This is a genomic window from Mucilaginibacter gilvus (assembly GCF_004054195.1).
Classification (GTDB): Bacteria; Bacteroidota; Bacteroidia; order Sphingobacteriales; family Sphingobacteriaceae; genus Mucilaginibacter; species Mucilaginibacter gilvus.
Map to the genome: position 1 here is coordinate 846,620 of NZ_SBIW01000003.1, position 24,750 is coordinate 871,369.

General features: G+C 44.9%; 16 protein-coding genes. 13 read left to right on the forward strand and 3 right to left on the reverse strand.

All coding sequences use genetic code 11. The annotated features are described in order from the left end of the window. The first annotated feature begins 12 nt into the window (after nt 1-12). From EPL05_RS09600 to EPL05_RS09640, 9 genes are all read left to right on the forward strand, one after another. A complete protein-coding gene (locus EPL05_RS09600) occupies nt 13-1,536 on the forward strand; it encodes a glucuronyl esterase domain-containing protein (RefSeq protein WP_128533713.1) in 1,524 nt (507 codons plus the stop codon). Between the two features lie 32 nt (nt 1,537-1,568). Then, entirely contained in the window at nt 1,569-2,378 is an 810-nt protein-coding gene (locus EPL05_RS09605) for a polysaccharide deacetylase family protein (protein ID WP_128533714.1), read from the forward strand. A 225-nt stretch (nt 2,379-2,603) separates the two neighbouring features. Then, nucleotides 2,604-3,095, forward strand: a complete 492-nt coding sequence (locus EPL05_RS09610) for an RNA polymerase sigma factor (protein ID WP_128533715.1) — start codon at nt 2,604-2,606, stop codon at nt 3,093-3,095. A 94-nt stretch (nt 3,096-3,189) separates the two neighbouring features. Then, a complete protein-coding gene (locus EPL05_RS09615) occupies nt 3,190-4,272 on the forward strand; it encodes a FecR family protein (RefSeq protein ID WP_128533716.1) in 1,083 nt (360 codons plus the stop codon). A gap of 160 nt (nt 4,273-4,432) precedes the next feature. Next, the gene (locus EPL05_RS09620; RefSeq protein WP_128533717.1) at nt 4,433-7,879 is read left to right on the forward strand and encodes a TonB-dependent receptor; all 3,447 of its coding nucleotides are present in this window, start codon (nt 4,433-4,435) and stop codon (nt 7,877-7,879) included. Nucleotides 7,880-7,903: 24 nt separating this feature from the next. Beyond that, nucleotides 7,904-9,439, forward strand: a complete 1,536-nt coding sequence (locus EPL05_RS09625) for a RagB/SusD family nutrient uptake outer membrane protein (RefSeq protein ID WP_128533718.1) — start codon at nt 7,904-7,906, stop codon at nt 9,437-9,439. Nucleotides 9,440-9,503: 64 nt separating this feature from the next. Then, a complete protein-coding gene (locus tag EPL05_RS09630) occupies nt 9,504-13,070 on the forward strand; it encodes a VCBS repeat-containing protein (protein ID WP_128533719.1) in 3,567 nt (1,188 codons plus the stop codon). A 186-nt stretch (nt 13,071-13,256) separates the two neighbouring features. Further along, nucleotides 13,257-14,555 (forward strand): MFS transporter, encoded by a 1,299-nt coding sequence (locus EPL05_RS09635; protein ID WP_128533720.1) that lies wholly within the window; start codon nt 13,257-13,259, stop codon nt 14,553-14,555. A gap of 4 nt (nt 14,556-14,559) precedes the next feature. Further along, entirely contained in the window at nt 14,560-15,654 is a 1,095-nt protein-coding gene (locus EPL05_RS09640) for an endo-1,4-beta-xylanase (protein ID WP_128533721.1), read from the forward strand. Between the two features lie 138 nt (nt 15,655-15,792). On the opposite strand, the gene EPL05_RS09645 is transcribed toward EPL05_RS09640, so the two are convergent. Then, nucleotides 15,793-16,824: a LacI family DNA-binding transcriptional regulator gene (locus tag EPL05_RS09645; protein WP_128533722.1), complete on the reverse strand. Its 1,032-nt coding sequence runs from the start codon at nt 16,822-16,824 to the stop codon at nt 15,793-15,795. 102 nt (nt 16,825-16,926) lie between these two features. Here EPL05_RS09645 and EPL05_RS09650 point away from each other — a divergent pair, with 102 nt between their 5' ends. The 3 genes from EPL05_RS09650 to EPL05_RS09660 are packed head-to-tail and all read left to right on the forward strand — an operon-like array spanning nt 16,927 to nt 21,482. Next, nucleotides 16,927-18,417 carry a xylulokinase gene (locus tag EPL05_RS09650; protein WP_128533723.1) on the forward strand — a complete coding sequence of 497 codons (1,491 nt, stop codon included), beginning with the start codon at nt 16,927-16,929 and terminating at the stop codon, nt 18,415-18,417. A 20-nt stretch (nt 18,418-18,437) separates the two neighbouring features. Further along, nucleotides 18,438-19,766 carry a xylose isomerase gene (gene xylA, locus EPL05_RS09655; RefSeq protein ID WP_128533724.1) on the forward strand — a complete coding sequence of 443 codons (1,329 nt, stop codon included), beginning with the start codon at nt 18,438-18,440 and terminating at the stop codon, nt 19,764-19,766. 42 nt (nt 19,767-19,808) lie between these two features. Then, nucleotides 19,809-21,482 (forward strand): sodium/sugar symporter, encoded by a 1,674-nt coding sequence (locus tag EPL05_RS09660; protein WP_128533725.1) that lies wholly within the window; start codon nt 19,809-19,811, stop codon nt 21,480-21,482. A 76-nt stretch (nt 21,483-21,558) separates the two neighbouring features. Here EPL05_RS09660 and EPL05_RS09665 read toward each other — a convergent pair whose 3' ends face one another. Continuing rightward, nucleotides 21,559-22,305 carry an SDR family NAD(P)-dependent oxidoreductase gene (locus EPL05_RS09665; RefSeq protein ID WP_128533726.1) on the reverse strand — a complete coding sequence of 249 codons (747 nt, stop codon included), beginning with the start codon at nt 22,303-22,305 and terminating at the stop codon, nt 21,559-21,561. Nucleotides 22,306-22,321: 16 nt separating this feature from the next. Beyond that, entirely contained in the window at nt 22,322-23,347 is a 1,026-nt protein-coding gene (locus EPL05_RS09670; RefSeq protein ID WP_128533727.1) for a LacI family DNA-binding transcriptional regulator, read from the reverse strand. Between the two features lie 202 nt (nt 23,348-23,549). On the opposite strand from EPL05_RS09670, the gene uxuA reads away from it, so the two are divergent. Next, a complete protein-coding gene (gene uxuA / locus EPL05_RS09675; protein ID WP_128533728.1) occupies nt 23,550-24,743 on the forward strand; it encodes a mannonate dehydratase in 1,194 nt (397 codons plus the stop codon). The last annotated feature ends 7 nt before the right edge of the window (nt 24,744-24,750 follow it).

Below are 24,750 nucleotides of genomic sequence, written 5' to 3' on the forward strand. Positions count from 1 at the left end.
AACCAGCGTAAAATGAAATATTCCATATTCTTTTTGTTATTGATGGGTTGCGTAACGGCCAGAGCTCAAACCCCGGCACCCGTAAATTTCAACGCCGAACAGGATCATCAAAATATGATGAAGCAATTGGGTATTAAAGCCCTGCGCCCGGGGCCAAGCGGCAACGAGGCGGATGCCAATCATGCAAATTATGATGAGGCCCTGGCAAACCCATTTACCAGTTTGCCCGACGCGCTAACACTGCAGAACGGCAAAAAAGTTACCACGACCGAAATGTGGTGGAAGCAGCGCCGCCCACAAATAGTGGAGGATATGGAGCGCGAAGTTTACGGCCGTATTCCAAAGGATGTGCCAGCCGTAACCTGGGCCGAAAAAGTGGTGGATAAAGAATTGGTTGGCTTTTACCCGGTGATAGCGAGGCAACTTGTTGGCCACGTTGATAATTCATCCTACCCGGCTATAAATATTAATATAGAAGCAACGCTGGTGCTGCCCGCAAATGCCAAAGGGCCCGTGCCGGTGCTGATAATGTTTGGCCGCAGCACTTTACCCGCACCGGGGCAGCCACTTGCTGCCGATGTGGAGAAAATAAACGATGCGATTAAGGAATTGCTGATTAAGGCACATCCGGAGTTGAAAACTGTTTTTGAAAGTTACCCTGCTTACAAGCCAATTTTAGAGCAATCGCCGTTTGGACCGGGCGGTTTTCCGGTAATGCGTGGCGACCCGCCTACCAATATGCAGTTGATAGCAGCAGGCTGGGGCTATATGCTGTTAGATCCTTCATCCATACAGGCGGATAACGCCGAGGGGTTAACAAAAGGTATCATTGGCCTGGTAAACAAAGGCCAGCCGCGTAAACCGGATGATTGGGGGGCTTTGCGTGCATGGTCATGGGGAGCGGCCCGGGCATTGGATCATTTAGAAACATTACCCGCCGTAGATGCTAAACACGTAGGTATCGAGGGCGTTTCGCGCTATGGGAAAGCAGCATTGGTTACCCTGGCTTTTGAGCGGCGCTTTGCTATGGGGCTCATTGGATCATCGGGCGAAGGTGGTGCCAAATTGCACCGGCGTAATTTTGGCGAAGCGGTAGAAAGCCTTACCGGCGGCGAATATTATTGGATGGCCGGAAATTTCATCAAATATGGTGCGTCTGAAGCAACTTTTGGCGCTAAAACTGGGAACGATCTACCGGTAGATTCGCATGAATTAATTGCGCTGTGTGCCCCCCGCCTTACTTTTATAAGTTATGGCATCCCGGAGCAGGGCGACGCCAAGTGGCTGGATCAGCAGGGGAGTTACATGGCCACGTTGGCAGCCGGCCCGGTATTTAAATTGCTCGGCGCAAAAGGCATCGGGGTTACCAACGATTATAAAACGGAAAAATTGCCGCCGGTAAATACAAGCTTATTGGACGGAGAACTTGCCTGGCGCCAGCACGACGGGGGGCATACCGATGCGCCAAACGTGAAATATTTTATCAAGTGGGCAAATAAATTTATGCGTTACGGTAAAGAATACGCGGGGAAATAGCAGATATATACTGATATAAAAACACACTGGTAATGAAAAATATTACATACGCCCTCAGCCTTGTCTTCATTTTAAACCTTGTTAACGCAAAGGCGCAAAAAGCTGCATTGTGGAATAACAAGCAATGTGCTGTTGTTTTAACTTATGACGATGCTATTAATGCCGACTTGGACAACGTTATCCCCGCGCTCGATTCGTTAAAGTTAAAGGGCACGTTTTATTTGATAGGCTCATCGCCGGTTGTGAGCCTGCGAATGCAGGAATGGCGCAAAGCAGCCGCCAAAGGGCACGAACTGGGCAACCATTCGTTATTCCATCCCTGCGATGGCAGCTTGCCGGGCAGAGGCTTTGTTACGCCCGAGAATGATCTTAGTAAATACACCATTACCCGCGCGGTAGCCGAGATAAAACAGAACAATACCTTACTTAAAGCGATAGATGGTAAAGACGAACGTACGTTTGCTTACCCCTGTGGCGACCTTAAAATTGGCGGCGATCTTTTTTATAAGAAACTAAAAGCTGATTTTGCCGGCGCAAGAGGAGTAGGGGCAGGCCTGCAAACCGCATCGCAGGTGAACCTGGATAACATCAATTGTTATTTTATTAACGGGCATTCCGCCGAATACATGATAGACCTGGTTAAACAGGCCGAACGTACGCATACTTTACTTGTTTTTTTGTTTCACGGCGTAGGCGGCGGGCATAATATCAACGTTGATATTAACGAACACAGCAAACTTCTCCATTACCTCAAGGCAAACGAAAACCACATTTGGATAGCCCCCATGGTAACCATTGCTACTTATATAAAAAAGCACCAAAACTTAACTAAAACGTACTGATTTATAGGGACAATAACATGTATAAACTATGTGGAAATAATTTACGCAATCGATTGAAAATATAAATTATATTTTTAGATTTGTTTAATTGATTGTAACAATAATATTACGACCAAGCCAATAAGACTGAATAAATTGACAAACACCGCGTATATAGCTAACGAATGTGTGCTTGAGTTATGGAGTGATCTTAGGCTCGGTAACGAAAAGGCGTATACACGTTTGATGAGCATTTTTGTAAACCCCATGTACAAGTATGGTTCGCGGTTTATCAATAATCCAGATTTTGTAAAAGATTGTATCCAGGATGTGTTTTTTGAACTATGGAACAGGCGCGAAAAGATTCGCCAGGCCGAGTGCGTAAAATCATATCTGTACAAAGCGCTCCGGTTGAGGATTTTTCGGGAAAAGTCGAAATGGACGCAAACTGACGCTATTGAAAATAACTATGAGTTTATGATAGAATTTGATGTAGAATCAACTATCATCAGCCAGGAGGTATCGCATGAGATCTGCTGCAAACTGCAGGTTATGTTGGGGGCTTTGCCAAAGCGGCAAAAAGAAATACTTTACCTCCGGTTTTATGAAGGAATGAGCCAGGAGAAAATAGCCGAAGTTATGGATATTAACAGGCAGTCGGTTTATAATCTGATGCACGAAGCTATTTTAGGGCTCCGTAAATACTGGGCTAAAAGCCCTGTTTACTATTGCTTGTAATTAATTTCAGCCAAATAAAAAAAAATCAACTTTTTACAGTAGATTTTCTCATTTGCCGAATGTATAGTATATAAACCCAGTTATATCCACATTCATGCCTGCCAACACCTACCATAAAATTGAGGATTTTTTAATGGACGATTCTTTTGTAGAATGGGCATTAGCTAAAACCCCCGATGACCACCATTACTGGGCTACTTTCATACTGAAATTTCCGGAGTGCGAAGATAACTTTAACCTGGCCCGCCACATTATCCAATGCTGCAAGATCAGCCATGCTAAAAGTTTACCGACCGATGAAATTAACGAGATCATCAAAAGCGTAAACAACAGGATATTAAAGCAAAAAGAGGATTCTTTTCCGTATCCTAAACTATGGAAAAGCAACTTTTTACGCGTTGCTGCAATGCTCATATTGGTAATTTCCGCAGGATTGCTGCTCGTTAAAAAACAACAAGGTACGGGTGATCCGGGCGTTTCTGCAAGCAGGACAGAAGCTACTATAACAAAGGTTCAAAACAATGGCAAAACCCCCATACTTATAAAACTTCCGGATAATAGTTCGGTAGTGCTGCAACCCAAAACTGTAATTACGTATCCTGTTGCGTTTAAAGGTGCCACCCGCCAGGTATCATTAAATGGCGAAGCCTTTTTTGAGGTGGCAAAAAACGCAAAAAAACCATTTTACGTACACACAAATGAACTTACAATAAGGGTTGTTGGCACAAGTTTTAAAGTGAATGCTAACGACAACGACGATCAGTTTAGAGTGCTTGTAAGCACCGGCAGGGTAGAAGTTTTCGCCAATAATGCAGTCGACTATAAAAAAACCGCACCGATAGTTTTAACACCAAATCAACAGGTTATTTTATACAGAAAGAATTCCCGGCTGGAAACATCGGCGCTAAACAAACCAATGCTGTTGTCTGAAAAATCTACCGCTATCCATTTCAATTTTACCGAAACCCCTTTTTCTAAAGTGATCTCCACAATTGAAGAAGCATACGGGGTGCATATTATTTACGACGAAAAGGTTATGGGTAATTGTCAGCTCACGGCTTCGCTGATAGGCCAAACGCTGGATGAGCGGCTAAAGCTTATATGCCAGGCGGTTGAAGCAGAATATACCATTAGAGACGGGCAAATAAAAATCGAAGGCAAAGGATGCGGAATTTAAACACTTAAACCCACCATATATGTAAAAATAGATACAAAATAAGCAAAGCAATCGGCGGTGCTATCACACCGCCGATAATGTCGGTTCATTCCTGTTGTCTGGAAAACAATGTACAGGAAGTTTTCTCGAATTTTTCAACTCAAACAACCAAACCAAATTTATGAAAAAAAAACATTTATTAACTGCTTTTATGCGCATAACGGTTATAAATATAGCTCTAAGTTTCACCCTCATCAGTGCAGCTATAGCTAACAGCTCCAGCGCCCAGATCCTTGATAAAAAGCTGAGCTTGAACGCCAGGGAGACGGAGATAAGTAAGATTTTGACCACGATAGAAAAGGAGGCAAATATCACTTTTATCTACAGCCCGGTTTTGATCCAGGCCAGCAATAAAGTAACGGCCAGTTTTAAAAATCAGTCGTTATCATTTATCCTTAACAAATTATTAGGCGAGAAGAACATCAGGTACGAGGTATCCGGCGATGTAATTGTGCTGAACAGGATTCTCCCCACGGGCGAACAGGCCGGAACCGTAATGGTTAAAGCCTCAATAAACCAGGCGATAACCGTGGCCGGAAGCGTTACAGACGACTTAGGGCAGCCTGTACCGGGTGTTAGCGTGACCGTTAAGGGCACAACTACCGCGGTTGGTACCGAAAAAGACGGCAGCTACAAAATAATAGTGCCCGACGCGCAGGCGGTGCTGGTTTTCAAGTTTTTAGGCTATCTCACACAGGAAGTTACGGTAGGGAGCAACACAGTTATCAACGTGCAGCTAAAAACCGATTCCCGTTCGCTTAACGAGGTGGTGGTAGTAGGGTACGGTTCTCAACGCAGGAGCACGTTAACAGGAGCCATTACCTCATTAAGTGCCCGTACTATTAATTCGCTGCCGGTGGCAAGTGTAGAACAGGCCTTGCAAGGCCGTGTTGCGGGCTTAAGCGTAACCAATAACGGCGCGCCGGGTACTCAGCCAATTGTGACTATAAGGGGTATCAGCTCCATTAATTTTGCGTCAGATCCATTGTACGTTATCGATGGTTTCCCCACAGGTAATCTTTCTACTTTTGATTCTAAGGATATAGAATCTGTTGAAGTGTTGAAAGATGCCAGCGCGGCGGCCATTTATGGTTCGCGTGCTACCAACGGCGTTATTTTGATAACCACCAAAAAAGGATCGCGTAACGGTAAAGTACAGGTAAGCCTTGATTCTTACGCAGGTGTACAAAGTCCTGCAAAAAAACTGGAACTGTTGAACACCGACCAGTACGTTCAGTACGCAACTGCACTGATCGGTGCCGCAGGTTTACCGCCAAGGCTTAGTGCAACCAATTTTAATAAGCCTATTTATGACGGCGCAACACAAACATACGCGCAAACAAATACCGATTGGCAGGATGAATATTTTAAACGTAACGCGTTACTTACGTCAAACAACCTGTCTGTTAGCGGCGGGAACGACGTTTCGAGGTTTTACACATCGGCAGGTTACTTTAAACAGAACGGTATTGCACAAGGCTTAAGTTACGACAGGTACAACTATCGCATCAACTCCGATCATAAGATAAGCCGTGTATTTACTTTTGGCGAGAATCTTTACACAGCGGTAAGCAATCAACATTATGATGCTACCCAGGGTAACAGAACCCAATTGACCAACGTGGTGAGGATGACCCCTTATATCCCCATAAGCGATCCTACAAAGATCGGCGGCTTCCAGGGCCCGATAAGTAGCTTCGACGGATCTGACCCAACAAACCCGGTAGAATCTGCACTGATTGGTTCAAATACCATAAAATCGCTTAAATTGTTGGGTACAGCGTATCTTGATGTGAATTTTACATCGTGGCTGAGGTTCAGGTCTACTTTCGGTATTGATTACACCAACGGCTACACCCAAAACTACACCCCGATATACAACGACGGCGGTACTTTAAGCGCAACATCATCGGCTATCGCCAATCAGCGCCTGTCATCAACCACAAAATTGTACACAGAGCAATTGTCTTTTGACAGGACCTTTGGCCAGCATCACGTTGCGGCAACCGCTGTTTACGAGCAACAAGGCTTATACTTTGTTACCGAAACATCTTCTGGTAACCAGTCTACAAATTTAGTGAAAACGCTGAACGGTGCTTCAAATATCTCTGCGAATAACGTCAATCAAAGTAACTTACTGCAATCATACGTTGGCAGGGTTAACTATGACTACGCCGGCAAATATTTATTAAGCGCATCCATCCGCCGCGATGGGTTCTCTATTTGGGCACCCGAGCATAAATACGCCAACTTCCCTTCGGCCTCTGTCGGTTGGAAAATTGACCAGGAAGATTTCCTGAAAAGTAGCACAACAATTTCAGAATTGAAGCTTCGCGCGGGCTACGGCTTAACGGGCATCCCTCCGGGCGGGTTGGGTAACTACCCTTATTTGTCGCCGGTAAATTCTAATCAGGCATTTTATCCAATCGGCAATATCGCGCCTGGATCTGGTAATGCTTCATTTACCAACGGACTTTCCAACCCCGACCTGAGCTGGGAGAAAACAAAACAGCTGAACATCGGGCTCGATTTAGGTTTATATAATAACAAGATAACTGTAGTTGCCGAGTTTTTTAAACGTAAAACAGATAACCTTATCCTTACCGTTCCAACGGCGCCAAGCCAGGGTTTCCAGGGTGTAGGTACATTTGCTAACGTTGGCTCTATGCAAAACACCGGTGCCGAACTGCAGTTAGGCTATCACAAAACTTCCGGTGAATTTAAATGGGATGTTACCGGGCTGGTAAGCGTTATCCGTAACAAAGTGGTGCAATTAAATACAGCTAACGCGTCTATTCCATCCGGCAGCGACGCCGATTTTGGCGGCGGTGATGTGTTTACCAATACAGTAACGGGCAGGCCTGTACAATCTTTTTACGGTTGGATAGCAGATGGTATTTTTAAAAGCGCGGCAGAAGTTGCCAGCAGCCCAACCCAGGCCAATGCCGCCCCGGGCGATATCCGGTTCCGCGATATAAGCGGGCCATCCGGAACCCCGGATGGTATTATCGATTCGTACGATCGTACCTACATTGGCAGCTTTCTGCCTAAATTTACTTACTCGCTTAATTACACCGCGTTGTATAAAAACTTTGATGTAGCCATCTTCTTCCAGGGCGTGCAGGGTAATAAGATTCTGAATGCCGAGAAGATCATACTGGAAGGTATGCCAAGGTTATTTAATTCGGGCGTACAGGTTTTAAATGCGTGGACCCCCCAAAATGCAAATTCAACCATACCCAGAGCCATCGCCGGCGATCCAAACCGCAACGGCAGGCTATCAACCAGGTGGATAGAAGATGGATCGTACCTGAGGTTAAAGAATGTAATAATTGGTTATAATTTGCCAAAATCGGTGCTTAAAAGGTTAACTAATAATACAGTTAGCAGGTTTAAAATATACGTGTCTTCACAAAACCTGGTAACGTTTACCAAATACACCGGTTTCGACCCTGAGGTAGGTAATAAAAATCAAAATACTTCTGGCGGTAACTTAACAAACGGTGTAGACTTTGGCCAATACCCGGCTGCGAGGTCTTTTCAATTTGGTATACAAGCTGGCTTTTAAACACAACATTTAAAGTAAAATATTATGAAGAACAACATTTTTTTTAAGTCTCTATTAACCCTTATATTGGTTTTTACTTGCATATTCTCCTGTAAAAAGAATCTGGATACAACCAACCCCAATGTAGTTACCACAAGCAACTACTTTAAAAATTCTAACGAATTAGCGGCCGCCACGTTTGCAATTTATTCTGCGTGGCACGGCTCTAACCTGGTGGGCCGCGAGTGGTTCTTTTTACACGATCTGCGAAGCGATGATGTGTTAACCGGTGGTAGCCAGCTGGAAGCCCCGCGTAACCAGATCTTAATTGGCGTGGTGGATCCATCAAACCCGGTGATGAACGCCGTTTGGAACACGCTATATACTGTTATCCACAGGGCAAATACAGTAATAGATAATGGCCCTAACGTAACAGATAACGCCGCGCTGCGGGATAAGCTTGTTGGGGAGGCTAAATTCCTGAGAGGCTGGGCTTACTATGAGCTGGCAAGCATGTGGGGTAGTGTGCCGATATATACAACAACTGTTAAAAGCCCTACCGATTATCAACCAAAAGCTAAAATGGAAGATGTGTATGCCCAGGCAGTGAAAGACCTGCAGGATGCCGCTGCTGTTTTGCCGGGCAAATCAACCAGCGAAGCTGGTAGGGCTACAAAAAGTGCCGCTAATGCCATGTTAGGCAGGGTGCTCATGCAATCGGGCGATTACACGGCCGCGAAAACCGCTTTGTTAAAGGTGCCTACCGCTGGTGCAGATGGCTATTCATTAACCCCCAGGTTTTTAGATAATTTTGAAGAGGAGACAGAGTTTAACAGCGAGTCTATCTTCGAAATGATCTATTCAGATAAGGGAGATAATAACTTTAACTGGGGCAGCGGCGTAGGTGACGGTGTCTCTGCCGATCAAACCACCGTACGTAACCAGGAATACAACCCCATAGGATGGCGTAACCTTATCCCATCTAATAAAATGTTAAACGAGTTTGAGAATGTGGCTACAGGTGCTGCGAAAACCGATCCGCGCTATGCTTACACTTTTTACCAAACCGGCGATACCTTCAATAATGGTACTGCCACACTGGTTGATGCAGATCAAAACGGAAATTCATCAATTGTGAACGGCAAAACTATTAAGGTGGGATTCAGGAAGTTTCAGCTTATCTATAAAGAAGACCGCGCTACGGCGTCCTTCCACCCCGGCAGTAACAACCAGCGGGTTTTAAGATACGCGGAAGTGCTATTAAACCTTGCCGAATGCGAGAATGAACTGGGTAACAGTACCGCAGCAGTAGGTTATTTAAACCAGATAAGAGCCCGCGCAAGCGTAGCTATGCCGCCTTACCCAACCACTCAATTTCCTGTTGGTTCAAAAACCGATGTGGCTAAAGCTATTATACACGAGAAATCGGCAGAAATGACCAATGAGGAAGTAAGAAACATCGATATCCTGAGATGGAGGAAGAAAGGATATTTTGCAACCGAGCCGTTATCGTGGTATAGCGCAGCTAAAGAGTTTTTACCGATCCCACAATCAGAGATAGACAATAACCCCAAACTTTAGCATAATTAAAGCAAAGGCTGCTATTTAGCAGCCTTTGCTTTTTATAAGCTTTTTACACCTTTATATGCGTGCTATTATTTTCCTTATCGCTTCTGCATTTTTACTTTTCTGCGCTTCCTGCAAAAAAGCTACGCTGTTTGAACAGGTTCCGGGTTCTCAATCAAATATTCATTTCAATAACCTCATCACCGAGAATGATTCGATAAACCCTATCGATAACGCATACATATACAATGGCGGTGGGGTAGGTGTTGGAGATTTTAATAACGACGGCCTGCAGGATATTTATTTTACAGGCAATATGGTATCTAATCGCCTGTACCTAAACCAGGGGAACTTTGTATTTAAAGATATTACCGCCGCTGCCGGTGTAACCGGCGATGGGAGATGGGGCCGCGGCGCTACCATTGTTGATATTAATAACGATGGCTTTGCCGATATTTATGTTAGCAACTCATTGCTAACCGATAGCCTGAAACGCCAGAACTTTTTATATGTAAACCAGGGATTGGATAAAGACGGAATGCCGCATTTTAAAGATATGGCACACGAGTATGGGCTTGATCTTAAAATGCACTCCACCATGGCCGCTTTTTTTGATTATGATAACGATGGCGACCTGGATATGTACCAGGCCGTAAACTGGCCTAACAATGCATCTTACGCAAATATTTTCAGGCCGATATTTAGGGATGGCACTTACCCCAGCACTGGCAGGCTTTATCGTAACGATTGGAATGCCAAATTAAGGCACCCGGTTTTTCGGGATGTTTCAAAACAAGCACGAATAGGTATAGAAGGGTATAGCCATGGCGTTTCTATAGCAGATATAAACCGGGACGGCTGGAAAGATATTTATGTAACCAACGATTTTCTTTCGAACAATATTTTATACATCAATAACCGCGACGGAACATTTACGGACAAGTCTAAAGAATATTTTAAACATACCTCGTTCAACGCCATGGGCCAGGATATTGTTGATATGAATAATGATGGCTTGGCCGATATTTTTGAGCTGGATATGAACCCCGAGGGTAACTACCGTAAAAAAATGATGAGCATGGCCAACAGCTATCAAACATTCCAGAATTTCGATCATTATGGCTATCAGTATCAGTACGTGCGCAATACGCTTCAGTTAAATCAGGGGCCAAGGGTGGGCCAAAACGACTCGGTAGGCGCTCCAATATTTAGTGAGGTTAGTTTTATGAGCGGCGTGGCCCAAACCGATTGGAGTTGGGCCCCATTAATAACTGATTTTGATAACGACGGTTACCGCGACATCATTGTAACCAATGGATACCCCCGCGATGTAACCGACCATGATTTTATAACGTTTAGAAACAATCCGTATTTAACGGCAACAAAAAATCAGATCTTAGAACAGATCCCCCAGGTTAAGATCCACAACTACGCTTTTAAAAATACCGGCGGAATAAAGTTTAATGATGAAAGCGAAAGCTGGGGATTTGCCGCGCCTACATTTTCGAGCGGGGCGGCGTACGCGGATCTGGATAATGACGGCGATATGGACGTCATCATAAACAACATTGATGATGAGGCTTCGGTATATAAGAATAACAGTCGCCAAAACACGGGCTCCAGTAATCACTACATAAATATAGCATTTGTTGGGCCTAAGCAAAATATAAACGGCATTGGGTCATGGATAGACATTTATTACAATAAAGGCCGGCACCAGGTTTATGAAAACAGCCCTTATCGCGGGTATTTATCGTCAATCCAAAACATGGTACATTTCGGTATAACAAGCGCCACAGTTATAGATTCGGTTGTTGTGAAATGGCCCAACGGCAAAAAGCAGATACTGAAGAATGTGAAGGTCGACCAATTGTTGACACTGAAAACTTTGGATGCCAAAATGCCTTATAACTGGCAGCAACCGGGCTCAACAAAGTCACTATTTACAGAGGTTACTAAAGCGGCTGGCGTAAATTTTATTCATAAAGAAAGCGAATACGTTGATTTCAACATCCAGAAATTGCTCCCGCATAAATTATCGGCTTACACCCCGGCGCTGTCAAGTGCCGACATTAACGGCGACAGCCTGGACGATATTGTAATTGGCGGTAATGATGGTTCGCCGGCACAAGTTTTTCTGCAACAGCGCAAAGGCAAATTTGTACAGCGCAACCTCCTGGCAGCCGGGGTTATGCCCAAAAACGAATATAAAGATGGTGGTATTTTGTTGTTTGATGCCAATAATGATGGTAAGCAGGATATATACATCACCGGTAGCGGTTATGAAAAAAAGCACAATACCCCATATTATCAAGACCGACTCTATCTTAACGATGGGTTGGGCAACTTTACATTAGCACCAAACGCCCTGCCTATTAATTATTCCAGCAAATTATGTGTGCGCGCTATCGATTATGACAAGGATGGAAAACCCGACCTTTTCGTATCGGGCAGGGTTGATCCATGGAACTATCCAAAAGCGGTTTCGAGTGTTATTTACCACAACGATAGTGAAAACGGTATAGCGAAATTTACCGATGTAACCGGCAAAGTGGCTCCGGACTTAGCAAATGCCGGGATGATATGCGACGCCTTGTTTACCGATTTTGATAACGATGGCTGGGTAGATCTGATGCTCGCCGGCGAATGGGCGCCAATAAAATTTTTGAAGAACAAGCAAGGCGTTTTTTCTGATGTGAGTGTTACTACAGGTTTAAACAGTAAAACCGGCTGGTGGAATAGCATAGTCGCAGGCGATTTTAGGCATACAGGGCGTATGGATTATATTGTTTCAAACACAGGGCTAAACACGCTATACCAGGTAAGCGATACATACCCCGGCTACATAACCGCTAAGGATTTTGATAAACGTGACCGTTTTGACGCGTTCCCGTCCTTTTTTTTGAAAGGAGAGGATGGCGTAAAAAGAGAGTATCCTGTGAACGTGCGCGATGATGCTATTAAGCAAATGATCACTTTGCGCCAAAGATTCACCAATTACCGGTCATTCGCTAACGCGACGATCAGCGATATGTTTACTACAGAGCAGCTAAAGGGTGCTTTGAGATTAAACGCTAATGAGCAACGATCATGCCTTATAAGGAACGATGGCAATGGCAAATTTACTATGATACCCCTGCCTGCGGAGGCGCAAACCGCGCCTCTTAATGGTATGATTGCCGATGATTTTGATGGAGACGGTAATACAGACTTATTGGCAACCGGCAATGATTTTGGTACAGATATGGCAATTGGCCGCTATGATGCGTCGAACGGCCTTTTTTTAAAAGGCGACGGGCGGGGCAACTTCAAAGTGCTGTCAATTCTTCAAAGCGGGATATTTATCCCCGGTGATGGTAAGGCTTTGATCAAGCTTGCTGTAAATAACGGTATTATGATTGCGGGAAGCCAGCATAAAGGTGCTTTAAAATTGTTTAAATTAAATAATGGGCTTAAAGTTATTAAACTTTTACCCAGCGATGTAACCGCGACCCTAAAGCTCACCAACGGCGCTATAACGAGGCAAGAGTTCCATTACGGTTCATCGTTTCTGTCACAATCATCACGAATTTGTATTATCGGGGGTATGGTTGAAAGTTTAATTGTGGTAAACAATAAAGGAGTGAGCCGCAATATAGCGCTGTGATAATTTTGAAAAACACTAAAGGCCGCAATGCGGCCTTTAGTAAATAATCAACTATCCAATCTCAAAAGACAGTTATATTAGCTTGTAAATCAATTATAAAAAGATAAATATGAAACATTTAAATTGCTTTAACAATCGATTGCAAAATAAATTATATTTGATGTTGAATTGTAAACGCCCAATATTTTGAATGAAGTTAAAACACCCGGTTATAGGTGGGTAATTTGTGCATTAATTTTCTTTGCAACAACGGTAAATTATCTTGATAGGTCTGTTATCAGCCTCCTCAAATCTAAACTTACCAAGGAGTTCAGCTGGAATGATGGGGATTACGCCAATATCGAGATAGCCTTCAAAATAGCTTACTCCCTTGGTTTGCTTGGCGTGGGCCGTATCATAGATTATTTAGGTACAAAAAAGGGATATTTGCTGTCAACTTTTTTTTGGAGCATAGCCGCAATTTGCCATGGCTTTGTAACAAGCACATTTGGTTTTGGGGTAGTAAGAGCCGCGCTCGGAGTAAGTGAGTCGGGCAATTTCCCGGCGGCTATTAAGGCTGTTGCCGAATGGTTTCCCAAGAAAGAACGCGCCATGGCTACCGGGATATTTAATTCGGGCGCTAATATAGGTGCTATAGTAGCGCCATTAACGGTGCCTTTTATAGCTGTATTTTGGGGATGGCGCTGGGCTTTTATACTAACCGGCGCTATCGGCTTTATATGGATAGCGCTTTGGCTTATTTTTTACGAAATACCTTCCCGGCAAAAAAGATTGACCGTGGCCGAGTTTAATTATATTAATGCCGATGAGGAACAACCGCCTGCGGAGCAACACCCAATGCAGCTAAGCTGGCTTAAGCTATTATCTTACCGGCAAACCTGGGCTTTTTCTATCGGCAAATTACTTACCGATCCTATCTGGTGGTTCTACCTCTTCTGGCTGCCCGATTTTTTAGAGAGCCAGTACAAAGTAACAGGTACAGCTATCGCCTTACCTGTTGCCCTGGTTTATACGATTTCGGTATTTGGCAGTGTATTAGGTGGTTACATTCCTAAACTATTAATGGAACGCAACTGGCCTGCATTTAAAGCCCGCAAAATATCAATGCTGTTTTATGCTATCGTTGTTACGCCTATCGTTTTCGCGCAGATATTAGGCGGCGTAAATATGTGGCTGGCAGTATTTATCATCGGCCTGGCAGCAGCTGCCCACCAGGCATGGAGCGCTAATATTTTTACTACAGTATCAGATATGTTCCCAAAAAACGCGGTAGGTTCTGTAACCGGAATTGGCGGAATGTTTGGCTCTGTTGGCGGCGTTTTGCTTTCGTTATTGGTTCAAAAATCATTATTTATTCATTACCGCGCTATCAATCAGATAGAAACCGCCTACTACATTATGTTTGTAGTATGTGGCAGTGCTTATATTTTGGCTTGGGTGATCATGCATTTCATGATCCCTAAATTAAAACCCATTAAGTTTTAAATCTATGTTTAAAAACGCTATTTATGCCTTCGGGGCAACTACTTTATTTGCCTTTATAGGTAATTCATCTGCGAAAGCTCAGCAGGCGGGCCCGGTAAAGGGCCTTAAGGATTATTACTCTTCTTATTTTCCTGTGGGCGTTGCGGTGTCACCCCAATCACTCAAGGATGGTAAAAAGAGTGTATTGATAATCAGTCAGTTTAATAGTATTACGCCCGAAAATGCTATGAAAATGGGCCCGATCCACCCGGCGGAAAACCGCTATAACTGGCGGGACGCGGACGCTATTGTTGCTTTTGCACAGGCAAATGGCATAAAGGTACGCGGCCATAACCTTTGCTGGCACGAGCAAACCCCCAGCTGGCTTTTTACAGGTGACGATGGTAAGCAAGTATCTAAAGAAGTGCTCTTACAGCGCCTGAAAACCCATATTGACACTGTGGTTGGCCGCTATAAAGGCAAAATATACGCATGGGATGTGGTGAACGAAGCCATTGATGATGATAGTACCAAATTTTTACGAAACTCATTGTGGTACAAGATATGCGGCGAGGATTTTATTTTTAAAGCATTTGAATATGCCCATGCTGCCGACCCCAATGCCGTCCTTTTTTATAACGATTACAACACCGAACGCCCCGAAAAAAGGGAACGCATCTATAAATTATTAAAGCGGCTTATCGAGGCCAAGATCCCGGTTAATGGGGTGGGGTTGCAGGCGCACTGGTCGTTATTTGAGCCGTCGGAGAAAGACCTGGAGGCCACTATTCAAAAATTTTCCTCCCTGGGATTGAAAATACAAATCACGGAATTGGACATGTCGGTATACCCCTGGGAGAAGAACCGGCGCGACAAATTGCCCGGCGAATCTGATGCTTTTACAGCCGAAAAAGAGCAGCAACAGGCCAGGCAGTATGCTATGGTTTTTAATATTTTCAGAAAATATAAGGACGTGATAACCGGGGTGACTTTTTGGAACATAGCCGATAACCAGACCTGGCTCGACGATTACCCGGTAAAGGGCCGTAAGAACTACCCTTTGTTATTCGACCAGAATTTACAGCCTAAAAAGGCATATAGGGGAGTGGTTAAATTCTAAAACAAGTCTTAAAAGGCATTTGCGTTTATTTGCGTGTTTTTACCAAAAAAAGGTGCTTTTTGTGGCAAAAAGGGTCATTATTTGCGTAATAACCGCAGGCTAAAAATCATAGAAAAAAAACTATTTAACCGGTACCGATTAAATAGTTTTTTGGGTGGACGACCGGGTGATGAGTTTTGGCTTGATACTGATAATTTTGGGCACTACCATCGTATCGGTATTTTCCATTTCCTGGAAGTACAGGTTGGCCACCGTTTTTCCCATGTAAAAACTAAACTGATCTATAGTGGTAATGGAGGGGCTGGTTATCTCTGTAAAGTCCTCGTTGGAATAACCGCAAATGCCTAACTCTTCCGGTACTTTAACATTCATGGCGGTTGCTACCTCTAAAACACCCAAAGCCGAAAAATCTGATGTGGACGCGAAGATCGCATCAGGTGGTTGCGGCAGGCTTAGTAACTGGCGGGTGGCGTTCGCGCTTAGTTCTTTAGTCCAGGCGTTCTCTATCATTAGGGCTGGTATAACAGGTATGCCATTTTCTTCGAGCGCGCGCAGATAACCATTTTTTCGCTGCCTGAAAATGTTGAGTTTTTGCGGCCCCTCCAGCAAGGCAACACGTTTGTACCCTTGTTTTATCATGTGGCTAACGGCCTCGAAAGACGATTGCTCGTTATCATTGGTTACTTTTAAAGTTTCCAGTTCATCGGCAACACGGTCAAACTGAATGAGTTGTATACCGTGGTCTATGATGTTTTGCAGGTGTTTATGGTCAATGGTTTCAACCGATATAGATATTACAATACAATCCACATGTTGATTAATGAGCGTGTTTACGCATTGTACCTCCTTATCATACAATTCATTTGATTGACAAATAATGAGATTATAACCCTGTTTATAGGTGGCATCTTCAATACCGGCAATTACGTTGGAGAAAAAGTTTTGATTGATGCGCGGCACCACTACACCAATAGTTTTGGAATGCCCTTTACGCAGGTTTGATGCCAGCGTATTGCGGGTGTAATTGAGTTCCTTAGCCGTTTTTAAGATCAGTTTTTTAGTGGCATCGTTAACCGAACTACTATTATTTAGGGCTCTTGATACCGACGAAGGGTTAAGGTTTAGCTTTTCGGCGATATCGTAAATGGTAGTTCTTTTTTTTGATTTCATAACGGATGATGAATTGTAAAATAAATTAAAACAATCGATTGCTTTTTAATGAATTTAATTTAATTTCGTTTCTGCAATTATAACCAAAAACAGCTACTATTTATGCTATTGTTAGGTATCGATTTAGGTACATCATCCGTGAAAATAAGTGTGGTCGATATAGACGGGCAACGTCTCGTAGCTTCGGCACAATACCCCGAAACTGAGGCACCTATCCTCACCCCGCAAACCGGCTGGGCCGAGCAGTCGCCGGATAGCTGGTGGAAGCAAACAGAGCGGGCCATTGCCTTATGCCACCAAAAGGGCGGTTACGACCCGAAAGATATCACCGCTATAGGCATTGCCTACCAGATGCACGGTTTAGTACTGGTAGATAAAGACCAGAAAGTTTTGCGCAACAGTATTATCTGGTGCGACAGCCGCGCGGTGGAAATTGGCGATAAAGCATTTGAGGATATAGGGCACGAAACCTGCTTATCGCACATGCTCAACTCTCCGGGTAATTTTACAGCCTCAAAACTGGCCTGGGTAAAGCAGAATGAGCCAGGTATTTATGATAAGATAGATAAGATAATGCTCCCTGGCGATTACATCGCCATGAAGTTAACGGGCGAGATCACTACATCTGCTTCGGCCATGTCCGAAGGGATCTTTTTCGATTTCCAGTTCAACGGGCTTTCTAAAGACATTATAGAGTATTTCGGTTTCAGCGATAGTTTGTTCCCTGCTGTTAAACCCGTTTTTTCGGCACATGGCAGGGTAACACCGGCTGTAGCCAATGCGCTGCAGCTTAAGGCGGGCATCCCGGTTACCTATAAAGCCGGCGATCAGCCCAATAATGCTTTATCCTTAAACGTATTAAAACCGGGTGAAGTAGCGGCAACAGCCGGTACATCCGGCGTTATTTATGGCGTAAGCGACCAGCTTGCCTACGATCCGCAATCGCGCGTAAACACATTTGCCCACGTAAACTACGCTAATGATAGCAAGCGCCTTGGCGTGTTGTTATGTATAAACGGTACGGGCAGCCTTTACCGCTGGGTTAAAAATACGTTTGCGGCAAACATGAACTATCAGCAAATAAACGCCGAAGCAGAGAATGCGCCTTCAGGCAGTGGCGGCCTGCGCATAATGCCTTTTGGCAACGGTGCCGAGCGCATGCTGAGCAATAAGCAAGTAGGGGCGCACCTGCATAATATCGATCTGAATTTGCATACACCCGCGCACATCTTCAGGGCGGCGCAGGAGGGTATTGCCTGCGCGTTTAGGTACGGGCTGGATATTATGAGGGAGAACGGGATGTCGCCAACGGTAATACGGGCGGGCAAGAACAACTTGTTTTTGAGCAAGCTGTTTACCGAGAGTTTTGTAAATGCCACCGGCGTACCCGTAGAACTGTATGATAACGACGGAAGTATGGGCGCGGCGCTTGGCGCGGGGATAGGTGCCGAGATATTTTCACCGACAGAAGCATTCAGCAATGCGAAACCAATCCGGCGGGTAGAGCCGGCAGCCACCGGTTTCGAAGAAGTTTATCAAAGCTGGAAAGCTATTCTTAACCAGCATTTAACAAGTATATCATCAATTCAATAAAATAAAAAAAATTAAAAGCTATGTCAATTGTAACGGGAGAAAAAGAGTTTTTTAAAGGAATAGGCCAGGTAAAATACGAAGGGCAGCAATCTGATAATCCACTGGCGTTCCGCTGGTACGATGCGGATAAGGTAGTAGCAGGCAAAACCATGAAAGAGCATTTGCGCTTTGCCTGTGCTTACTGGCACTCGTTTAACGGTAACGGCGCCGATCCGTTTGGGGGTGCTACGCACGTTTTTCCATGGGATGCTAAAACAGACGCGGTAGAACGCGCTAAGGATAAAATGGATGCCGCGTTCGAATTTATCACCAAAATGAATTTGCCGTATTACTGCTTTCACGATATTGACGTGGTAGACTATACCAATGACGTAGCCGATAACGAAAGGCGCTTGCAGGCTTTGGTAGCGTATGCCAAACAAAAACAAGCTGCAAGCGGCGTAAAATTGCTTTGGGGCACCGCCAACGTATTTAGCCATGCCCGTTATATGAACGGTGCTTCTACCAACCCCGATTTCCATGTACTGGCACATGCCGGCGCACAGGTAAAGGCTGCTATTGATGCTACCATTGCTTTAGGTGGCGAAAACTACGTGTTTTGGGGTGGCCGCGAAGGTTACATGAGCCTGCTGAACACCGATATGAAACGCGAGCAGGAGCACCTGGCCAAATTTCTGCATACCGCTAAGGATTACGCGCGCAAACAGGGCTTTACCGGTACTTTTTTTATCGAACCAAAACCATGTGAGCCAACCAAGCACCAGTACGATTATGATGCGGCAACCGTATTCGGTTTCCTGCAGAAATACGATCTGCTGAACGATTTTAAACTGAACCTGGAGGTGAACCATGCTACTTTAGCGGGCCATACCTTCCAGCATGAACTGCAGGTGGCTGCTGACAGCGGCTTGCTGGGCTCGATTGATGCCAACCGCGGCGATACGCAGAACGGCTGGGATACAGATCAGTTCCCGAACGATATTACCGAGGTGGCAGAATACATGCTCATCATTTTAGAGGCCGGTGGTTTCTCTGGCGGTGGCATCAACTTCGATGCGAAGATCCGTCGTAACTCAACAGACCCCGCAGACCTGTTCTACGCGCATGTTGGCGGCATGGATGTTTTTGCAAGGGCATTGCTTATAGCGGATGACATCCTGCAAAAATCTGATTACAAAAAAGTGCGGACAGATCGTTATGCTTCTTTTGACAGCGGCGCTGGTAAAGACTATGAGAACGGCGCGCTTTCTTTAGAAGATCTGCGTAACTACGCCGCGGGTAACGGCGAACCTGCTGCTAAGAGCGGAAGGCAAGAATACCTGGAAAATTTAATAAACCGTTACATCTAACAGCCATACTGCTATAAACCTAATATTAAACTGAGCAGATAAATGAAATCCCTTTCGTATGGCGATTACGCCGTGTTCCTGGTTTATTTTTTGATCGTAGCATGTTACGGTTATTGGATCTATCGCCGTAAGCACAATGCCGACGCGACCTCCAAAGATTACTTTTTAGCCGAAGGCTCGCTTACCTGGTGGGCCATAGGCGCGTCTTTGATCGCGTCTAACATTTCTGCCGAGCAGTTTGTTGCCATGAGCGGGAACGGCTTTACCATGGGTTTGGCCATTTCTACCTACGAGTGGATGGCGGCTTTAACACTTGTTATTGTAGCGGTATTTTTTATACCGGTGTATCTTAAAAATAAGATATTTACCATGCCGCAGTTTTTGCACCAGCGGTACAACAGTACAGTTGCCATGATAATGGCTGTGTTTTGGCTGCTGCTGTACGTTATTGTAAACTTAACATCTATCCTGTACCTAGGGGCTATTGCCATCAACGGCATCTCGGGTATCGATTTTAAGTTATGTATAGCCGGCCTGGCCTTTTTTGCTATCATCATCACCCTTGGCGGGATGAAGGTTATTGGTTATACCGATGTTATCCAGGTGTTTTTCCTTATCCTGGGCGGGTTGGTAACCACCTATATAGCGGTAACCAAGGTAGGCGAATTTTACGGCCACCCCGGCTTGTTAAACGGCCTGTCTGACATGTACAGCCACGCTAACGACCACTTTCAGATGATCCTGAAGAAGGATAACCCAAGCTACGGCGACCTGCCCGGCCTAACGGTGCTGATAGGTGGTATGTGGATAGTGAACCTTAACTATTGGGGTTGTAACCAGTACATTACGCAACGGGCATTGGGCGCTAACCTCAATACCGCGCGTAGCGGCATCCTGTTCGCGGCTTTTTTAAAGCTTTTAATGCCGCTTATAGTGGTACTGCCCGGTATTGCCGCTTACATTTTGTACAAGCAAAATGTGTTTAACCCGGAGATGATGGGCAGCATTACCAGTAACCATGATAATGCCTACCCGGTATTGTTAAATTTACTGCCGAATGGCGTTAAGGGGCTAGCATTTGCAGCATTAACCGCCGCCGTAGTTGCTTCGCTGGCGGGTAAGGCAAATAGTATTGCCACCATCTTTACGCTGGATATCTACAAAAAGAAGATCCGCAAGGATGCTACCGACCACCAGTTGGTTGTAGTGGGCAAAATTACTGTAGTGGTGGCCATGATACTGGGCGTTGCTATTTCACCATTTTTAGGGATCGATAAAAAAGGCGGCTTTCAGTTTATACAGGAGTATACAGGTTTTGTATCACCGGGGATCTTCGCCATGTTTATCTTGGGCTTTTTCTGGAAAAAGGCTTCATCTAACGCGGCCCTTTTTGCAACAATCGGCGGTTTCGCATTCTCGGTATTCTTTAAATTCCTGCCTAAGATGGTCGATCTGTCGTCACTGGCGTTAAGCGGATTTTCTACTAAGAACGCGGAGAGTGGTTTGTACGAGATCCCATTCCTGGATAGGATGGGCTTTGTATTTATCATTTGCGTAGCCGGTATGGTTATCATCAGCTTAATAGATGCTGCCAAAGGCAAAGAAACCAACGGATTGGAAATAGATGCTAAAATGTTTAAAACATCCAATGCTTTTGCAGTAGGGGCAATGCTCATCTGCGGAATATTGGTAGCACTATATACCATTTTCTGGTAAACAGAGACGTAATATTAAAAAACGAAAAGGGTCGGTTCAATTTGAACCGACCTTTTTACGTTATGTTTTATTCGTGCTAAAACCCTATAGAGTTGCCGCCATCTACCGGTAATATTACCCCGGTGACATATTTTGACGCCTCTGTGGATAGGTAAAATATCGCTTCGGCAATGTCGTTAGGTTCGCCCAGCTTACCCATCGGTGTTCTGGATAGTACCTTTTGTTTCCGGTTTGGATCATTGTCCAGCGCCTTGGCCGACATATCGGTAGCAATAAAGCCCGGCGCCACACAATTTACCCGTATGCCCTGCGGTGATAGTTCGGTAGCCATTGCCCTTGTCATTCCCTCAATGGCGGCCTTGCTTGCAGTATAAGCAATTACGTAGGGGATCCCATACTGCGATGCCATGGAACTGATGTTAACAATACTGCCACTACCGGCCTCAACCATATGTTTAACTACTTCGCGGCTCAGTACAAAAACGGCGGTAAGGTTAGTTTGAATGATCTGCTTAAAATCACTGTCGGTAACTTCAACAAAGGGTTTCTTTTGGTTGATGCCGGCGTTGTTCACCAATATATCCGGCCCGCCAAACTCATTAACAATATTGCTTACCAGGCCCGGGATGCCCGCTATATCGCTCAGATCGAAAGCGCGGTAGCTGCATAGTTCGCCCAAAAGGCTAACGGCTTGTTTCAGCTTAACCTCATCACGACCGATAATAACGGTCCGGATGTTATTTTCTGTCAGTTTCTTTGCAGTAGCGAAGCCGAGGCCAGATGCGCCGCCGGTTACGATGGCCACTTTTGTATTATGATTCATTTTATATTGGGGGCGATTATGAACTTTTATTTCGCAGCGATGATTCCCGGATAATTAACTCCGATCTTAACACCACACTGTGCATTTGTTTAACATCATAGTTGTTTAAATGCGCCACCATTAGTTTCGCGGCTGCTTCGCCCATTTCATAGCCTTTATAGTTTATGGTGGTTAAATTAGGTTCTACAACGCAGGCTGTAGGGTCGTTATTAAACCCGGCGAAAGCAATATCCTGCGGGATGTTTATACCGTGTTTTTTAAGCGTTTGCATACAGCTGATGGCACAGAGGTCGTTTGCAACAAAAACGCCATCGGGTAAAACAGGCATTTTTAATATTTGCCCTGCTGCTGCCACCCCCGCCTGGCTGCTTAGGTCGTTAACGATCAGTAAGCTGTCATCAAACTCCAGCTGATGTTCTTCCAACGCTTTTTTGTAGCCGTTAAACCGCTCGGAGTAAACGCTCCTGAGGAGATTAGCAGTGATATGTACAATACGTTTGCAGCCCTGGTCTATTAAGTGAGTAGTAACTTCCCTTGCTGCTTTATAGTTATCTATATAGATCTGCGGGCAGGCGGCGTGTTCAAAAACACGATCGAAAAACACTAACGGGATCTTTCTTTTGATGAAGGGCTCAAAATGCGCTATATCAGCCGTATCGTAAGCCAGCGAAACCAATAATCCCTCCACCCGGTTATTCAGCATGGCTTTGGCGTTGCTGGCTTCCTTCTTCATCGTCTCCAGCGACTGGCTGATGAAGAGGTTGTAATTGGCATCGTTCACTACTTTTTCTATCCCGGCGATCACATCAGACATAAAACTGCTGTTGAGTCTGGGCACAATAACGCCAATTACATTGCTTTTTTGATTACGCAGGTTGCTGGCCATATAATTGGAGCGATAGCCCATTTCTTCGGCTGCGTCAACTATCAGCTTTTTGGTTTTATGGTTAACCAGAGGATGATCCTTAAGCCCACGGCTTACTGTAGCTGCCGAAATTTTAAGTTTATCCGCTATATCATAAATAGTAATTTCCTTCATCATTATGTTGTAGGGCAATGGTTGCCCGGTGTATCTGCCGTAATGGTTTAAACCGCTTTATTTGGATGGATAAATATAAAATTATTTGGCAACAATACGGAAATTTTACAATCGATTGTAAAATCGCTTTCAACAGTGAAGATAATTTTAAATCTTTGAGAAGTACAAAGCACCACGCGATGATACAATAAACCGATAGAATAGTATGATACCTGATTTAGAACAAACATTCCGGTGGTTTGGCCCCTCCGATCCTGTAACCTTAGCTGCCATCAGGCAAACCGGCGCAACCGGCATTGTCTCCGCCTTGTATCATATCCCTTGCGGAGAGGTGTGGAGCTCAGTCGGGATAGCGGCGTACCAGGCTAATATTAACGCGGCAGGTTTTAAATGGGCGGTGGTGGAAAGCGTTAACATCCACGAAGCCATAAAAACCGGGGCGGCGGAGCGCGATAAATACATAGAGCGGTACGTGGAAACGCTGGCCAATCTGGGTAAGGCAGGTATAGGCACGGTATGCTATAACTTTATGCCGGTACTGGATTGGACCCGCACGCACCTGGATCACCGGCTGGCGAATAATGCATCGGCTTTAAGGTATGATGCCAAGGCTTTGGCCGCGTTCGACCTTTATATTTTGGAGAGGGCAGGAGCTTATGAAGAATTTACCACCGGGCAGCAAATAGCCGCCAAGCGTTACCTTGATCAATTGACCACCAGTGAGATAACGCAACTAACAAACACCGTATTAGCCGGCCTGCCCGGGACAGACGAGGTGTTCACTATTGCCGAATTTAAAGCGCATTTAAAAAGATACTGCGAAGTAGACGCGCGGAAACTAAAGGCGAACCTGGCTTATTTTTTAAAGGCTATTGTGCCCGCCGCAGAGGAATATGGCATTAAAATGTGTATCCACCCCGATGATCCGCCGTTCCCGATTTTGGGCTTGCCAAGGGTGGTATCTACCGGGCAGGATCTCCAGGATGTTGTTGACGCATACCCTTCGCCCAGTAACGGTATCACGCTTTGTACCGGCTCGCTTGGTGCCCGGGGCGATAACGATATCCCGGCGATCATCTCAAGTTTGGGCAGCCACGTGCATTTCCTGCACCTGCGTAACGTTCAGCGCGAGGCAGATGGTAGTTTTTACGAAGCAGGACATTTAAGCGGCAGTACCAATATGTTTGAGGTGATGAGGGCCGTGGTTACCGAGCAGGCAAAACGCCAAAAGGAGGGGAGAAATGATATCGCTATCCCTATACGGCCAGATCATGGGCATAAAATACTCGATGATTATAACTACAACACTTACCCCGGCTACTCGGTAATTGGCCGGCTAAAAGGACTGGCAGAATTAAGGGGATTGGAGATGGGTGTTAAACGGGCATTGTTTTATTAAATCATTT

Coding starts and splice junctions, on each gene's coding strand:
- EPL05_RS09625 (WP_128533718.1), top strand. CDS start 7,904: ATGAAGAACAACATTTTTTTTAAGTCTCTATTAACCCTTATATTGGTT.
- EPL05_RS09630 (WP_128533719.1), top strand. CDS start 9,504: ATGCGTGCTATTATTTTCCTTATCGCTTCTGCATTTTTACTTTTCTGC.
- EPL05_RS09600 (WP_128533713.1), top strand. CDS start 13: ATGAAATATTCCATATTCTTTTTGTTATTGATGGGTTGCGTAACGGCC.
- EPL05_RS09665 (WP_128533726.1), bottom strand. CDS start 22,305: ATGAATCATAATACAAAAGTGGCCATCGTAACCGGCGGCGCATCTGGC.
- EPL05_RS09605 (WP_128533714.1), top strand. CDS start 1,569: ATGAAAAATATTACATACGCCCTCAGCCTTGTCTTCATTTTAAACCTT.
- xylA (WP_128533724.1), top strand. CDS start 18,438: ATGTCAATTGTAACGGGAGAAAAAGAGTTTTTTAAAGGAATAGGCCAG.
- EPL05_RS09610 (WP_128533715.1), top strand. CDS start 2,604: ATGAGCATTTTTGTAAACCCCATGTACAAGTATGGTTCGCGGTTTATC.
- EPL05_RS09645 (WP_128533722.1), bottom strand. CDS start 16,824: ATGAAATCAAAAAAAAGAACTACCATTTACGATATCGCCGAAAAGCTA.
- EPL05_RS09650 (WP_128533723.1), top strand. CDS start 16,927: ATGCTATTGTTAGGTATCGATTTAGGTACATCATCCGTGAAAATAAGT.
- EPL05_RS09670 (WP_128533727.1), bottom strand. CDS start 23,347: ATGATGAAGGAAATTACTATTTATGATATAGCGGATAAACTTAAAATT.
- EPL05_RS09640 (WP_128533721.1), top strand. CDS start 14,560: ATGTTTAAAAACGCTATTTATGCCTTCGGGGCAACTACTTTATTTGCC.
- EPL05_RS09660 (WP_128533725.1), top strand. CDS start 19,809: ATGAAATCCCTTTCGTATGGCGATTACGCCGTGTTCCTGGTTTATTTT.
- EPL05_RS09620 (WP_128533717.1), top strand. CDS start 4,433: ATGAAAAAAAAACATTTATTAACTGCTTTTATGCGCATAACGGTTATA.
- EPL05_RS09615 (WP_128533716.1), top strand. CDS start 3,190: ATGCCTGCCAACACCTACCATAAAATTGAGGATTTTTTAATGGACGAT.
- uxuA (WP_128533728.1), top strand. CDS start 23,550: ATGATACCTGATTTAGAACAAACATTCCGGTGGTTTGGCCCCTCCGAT.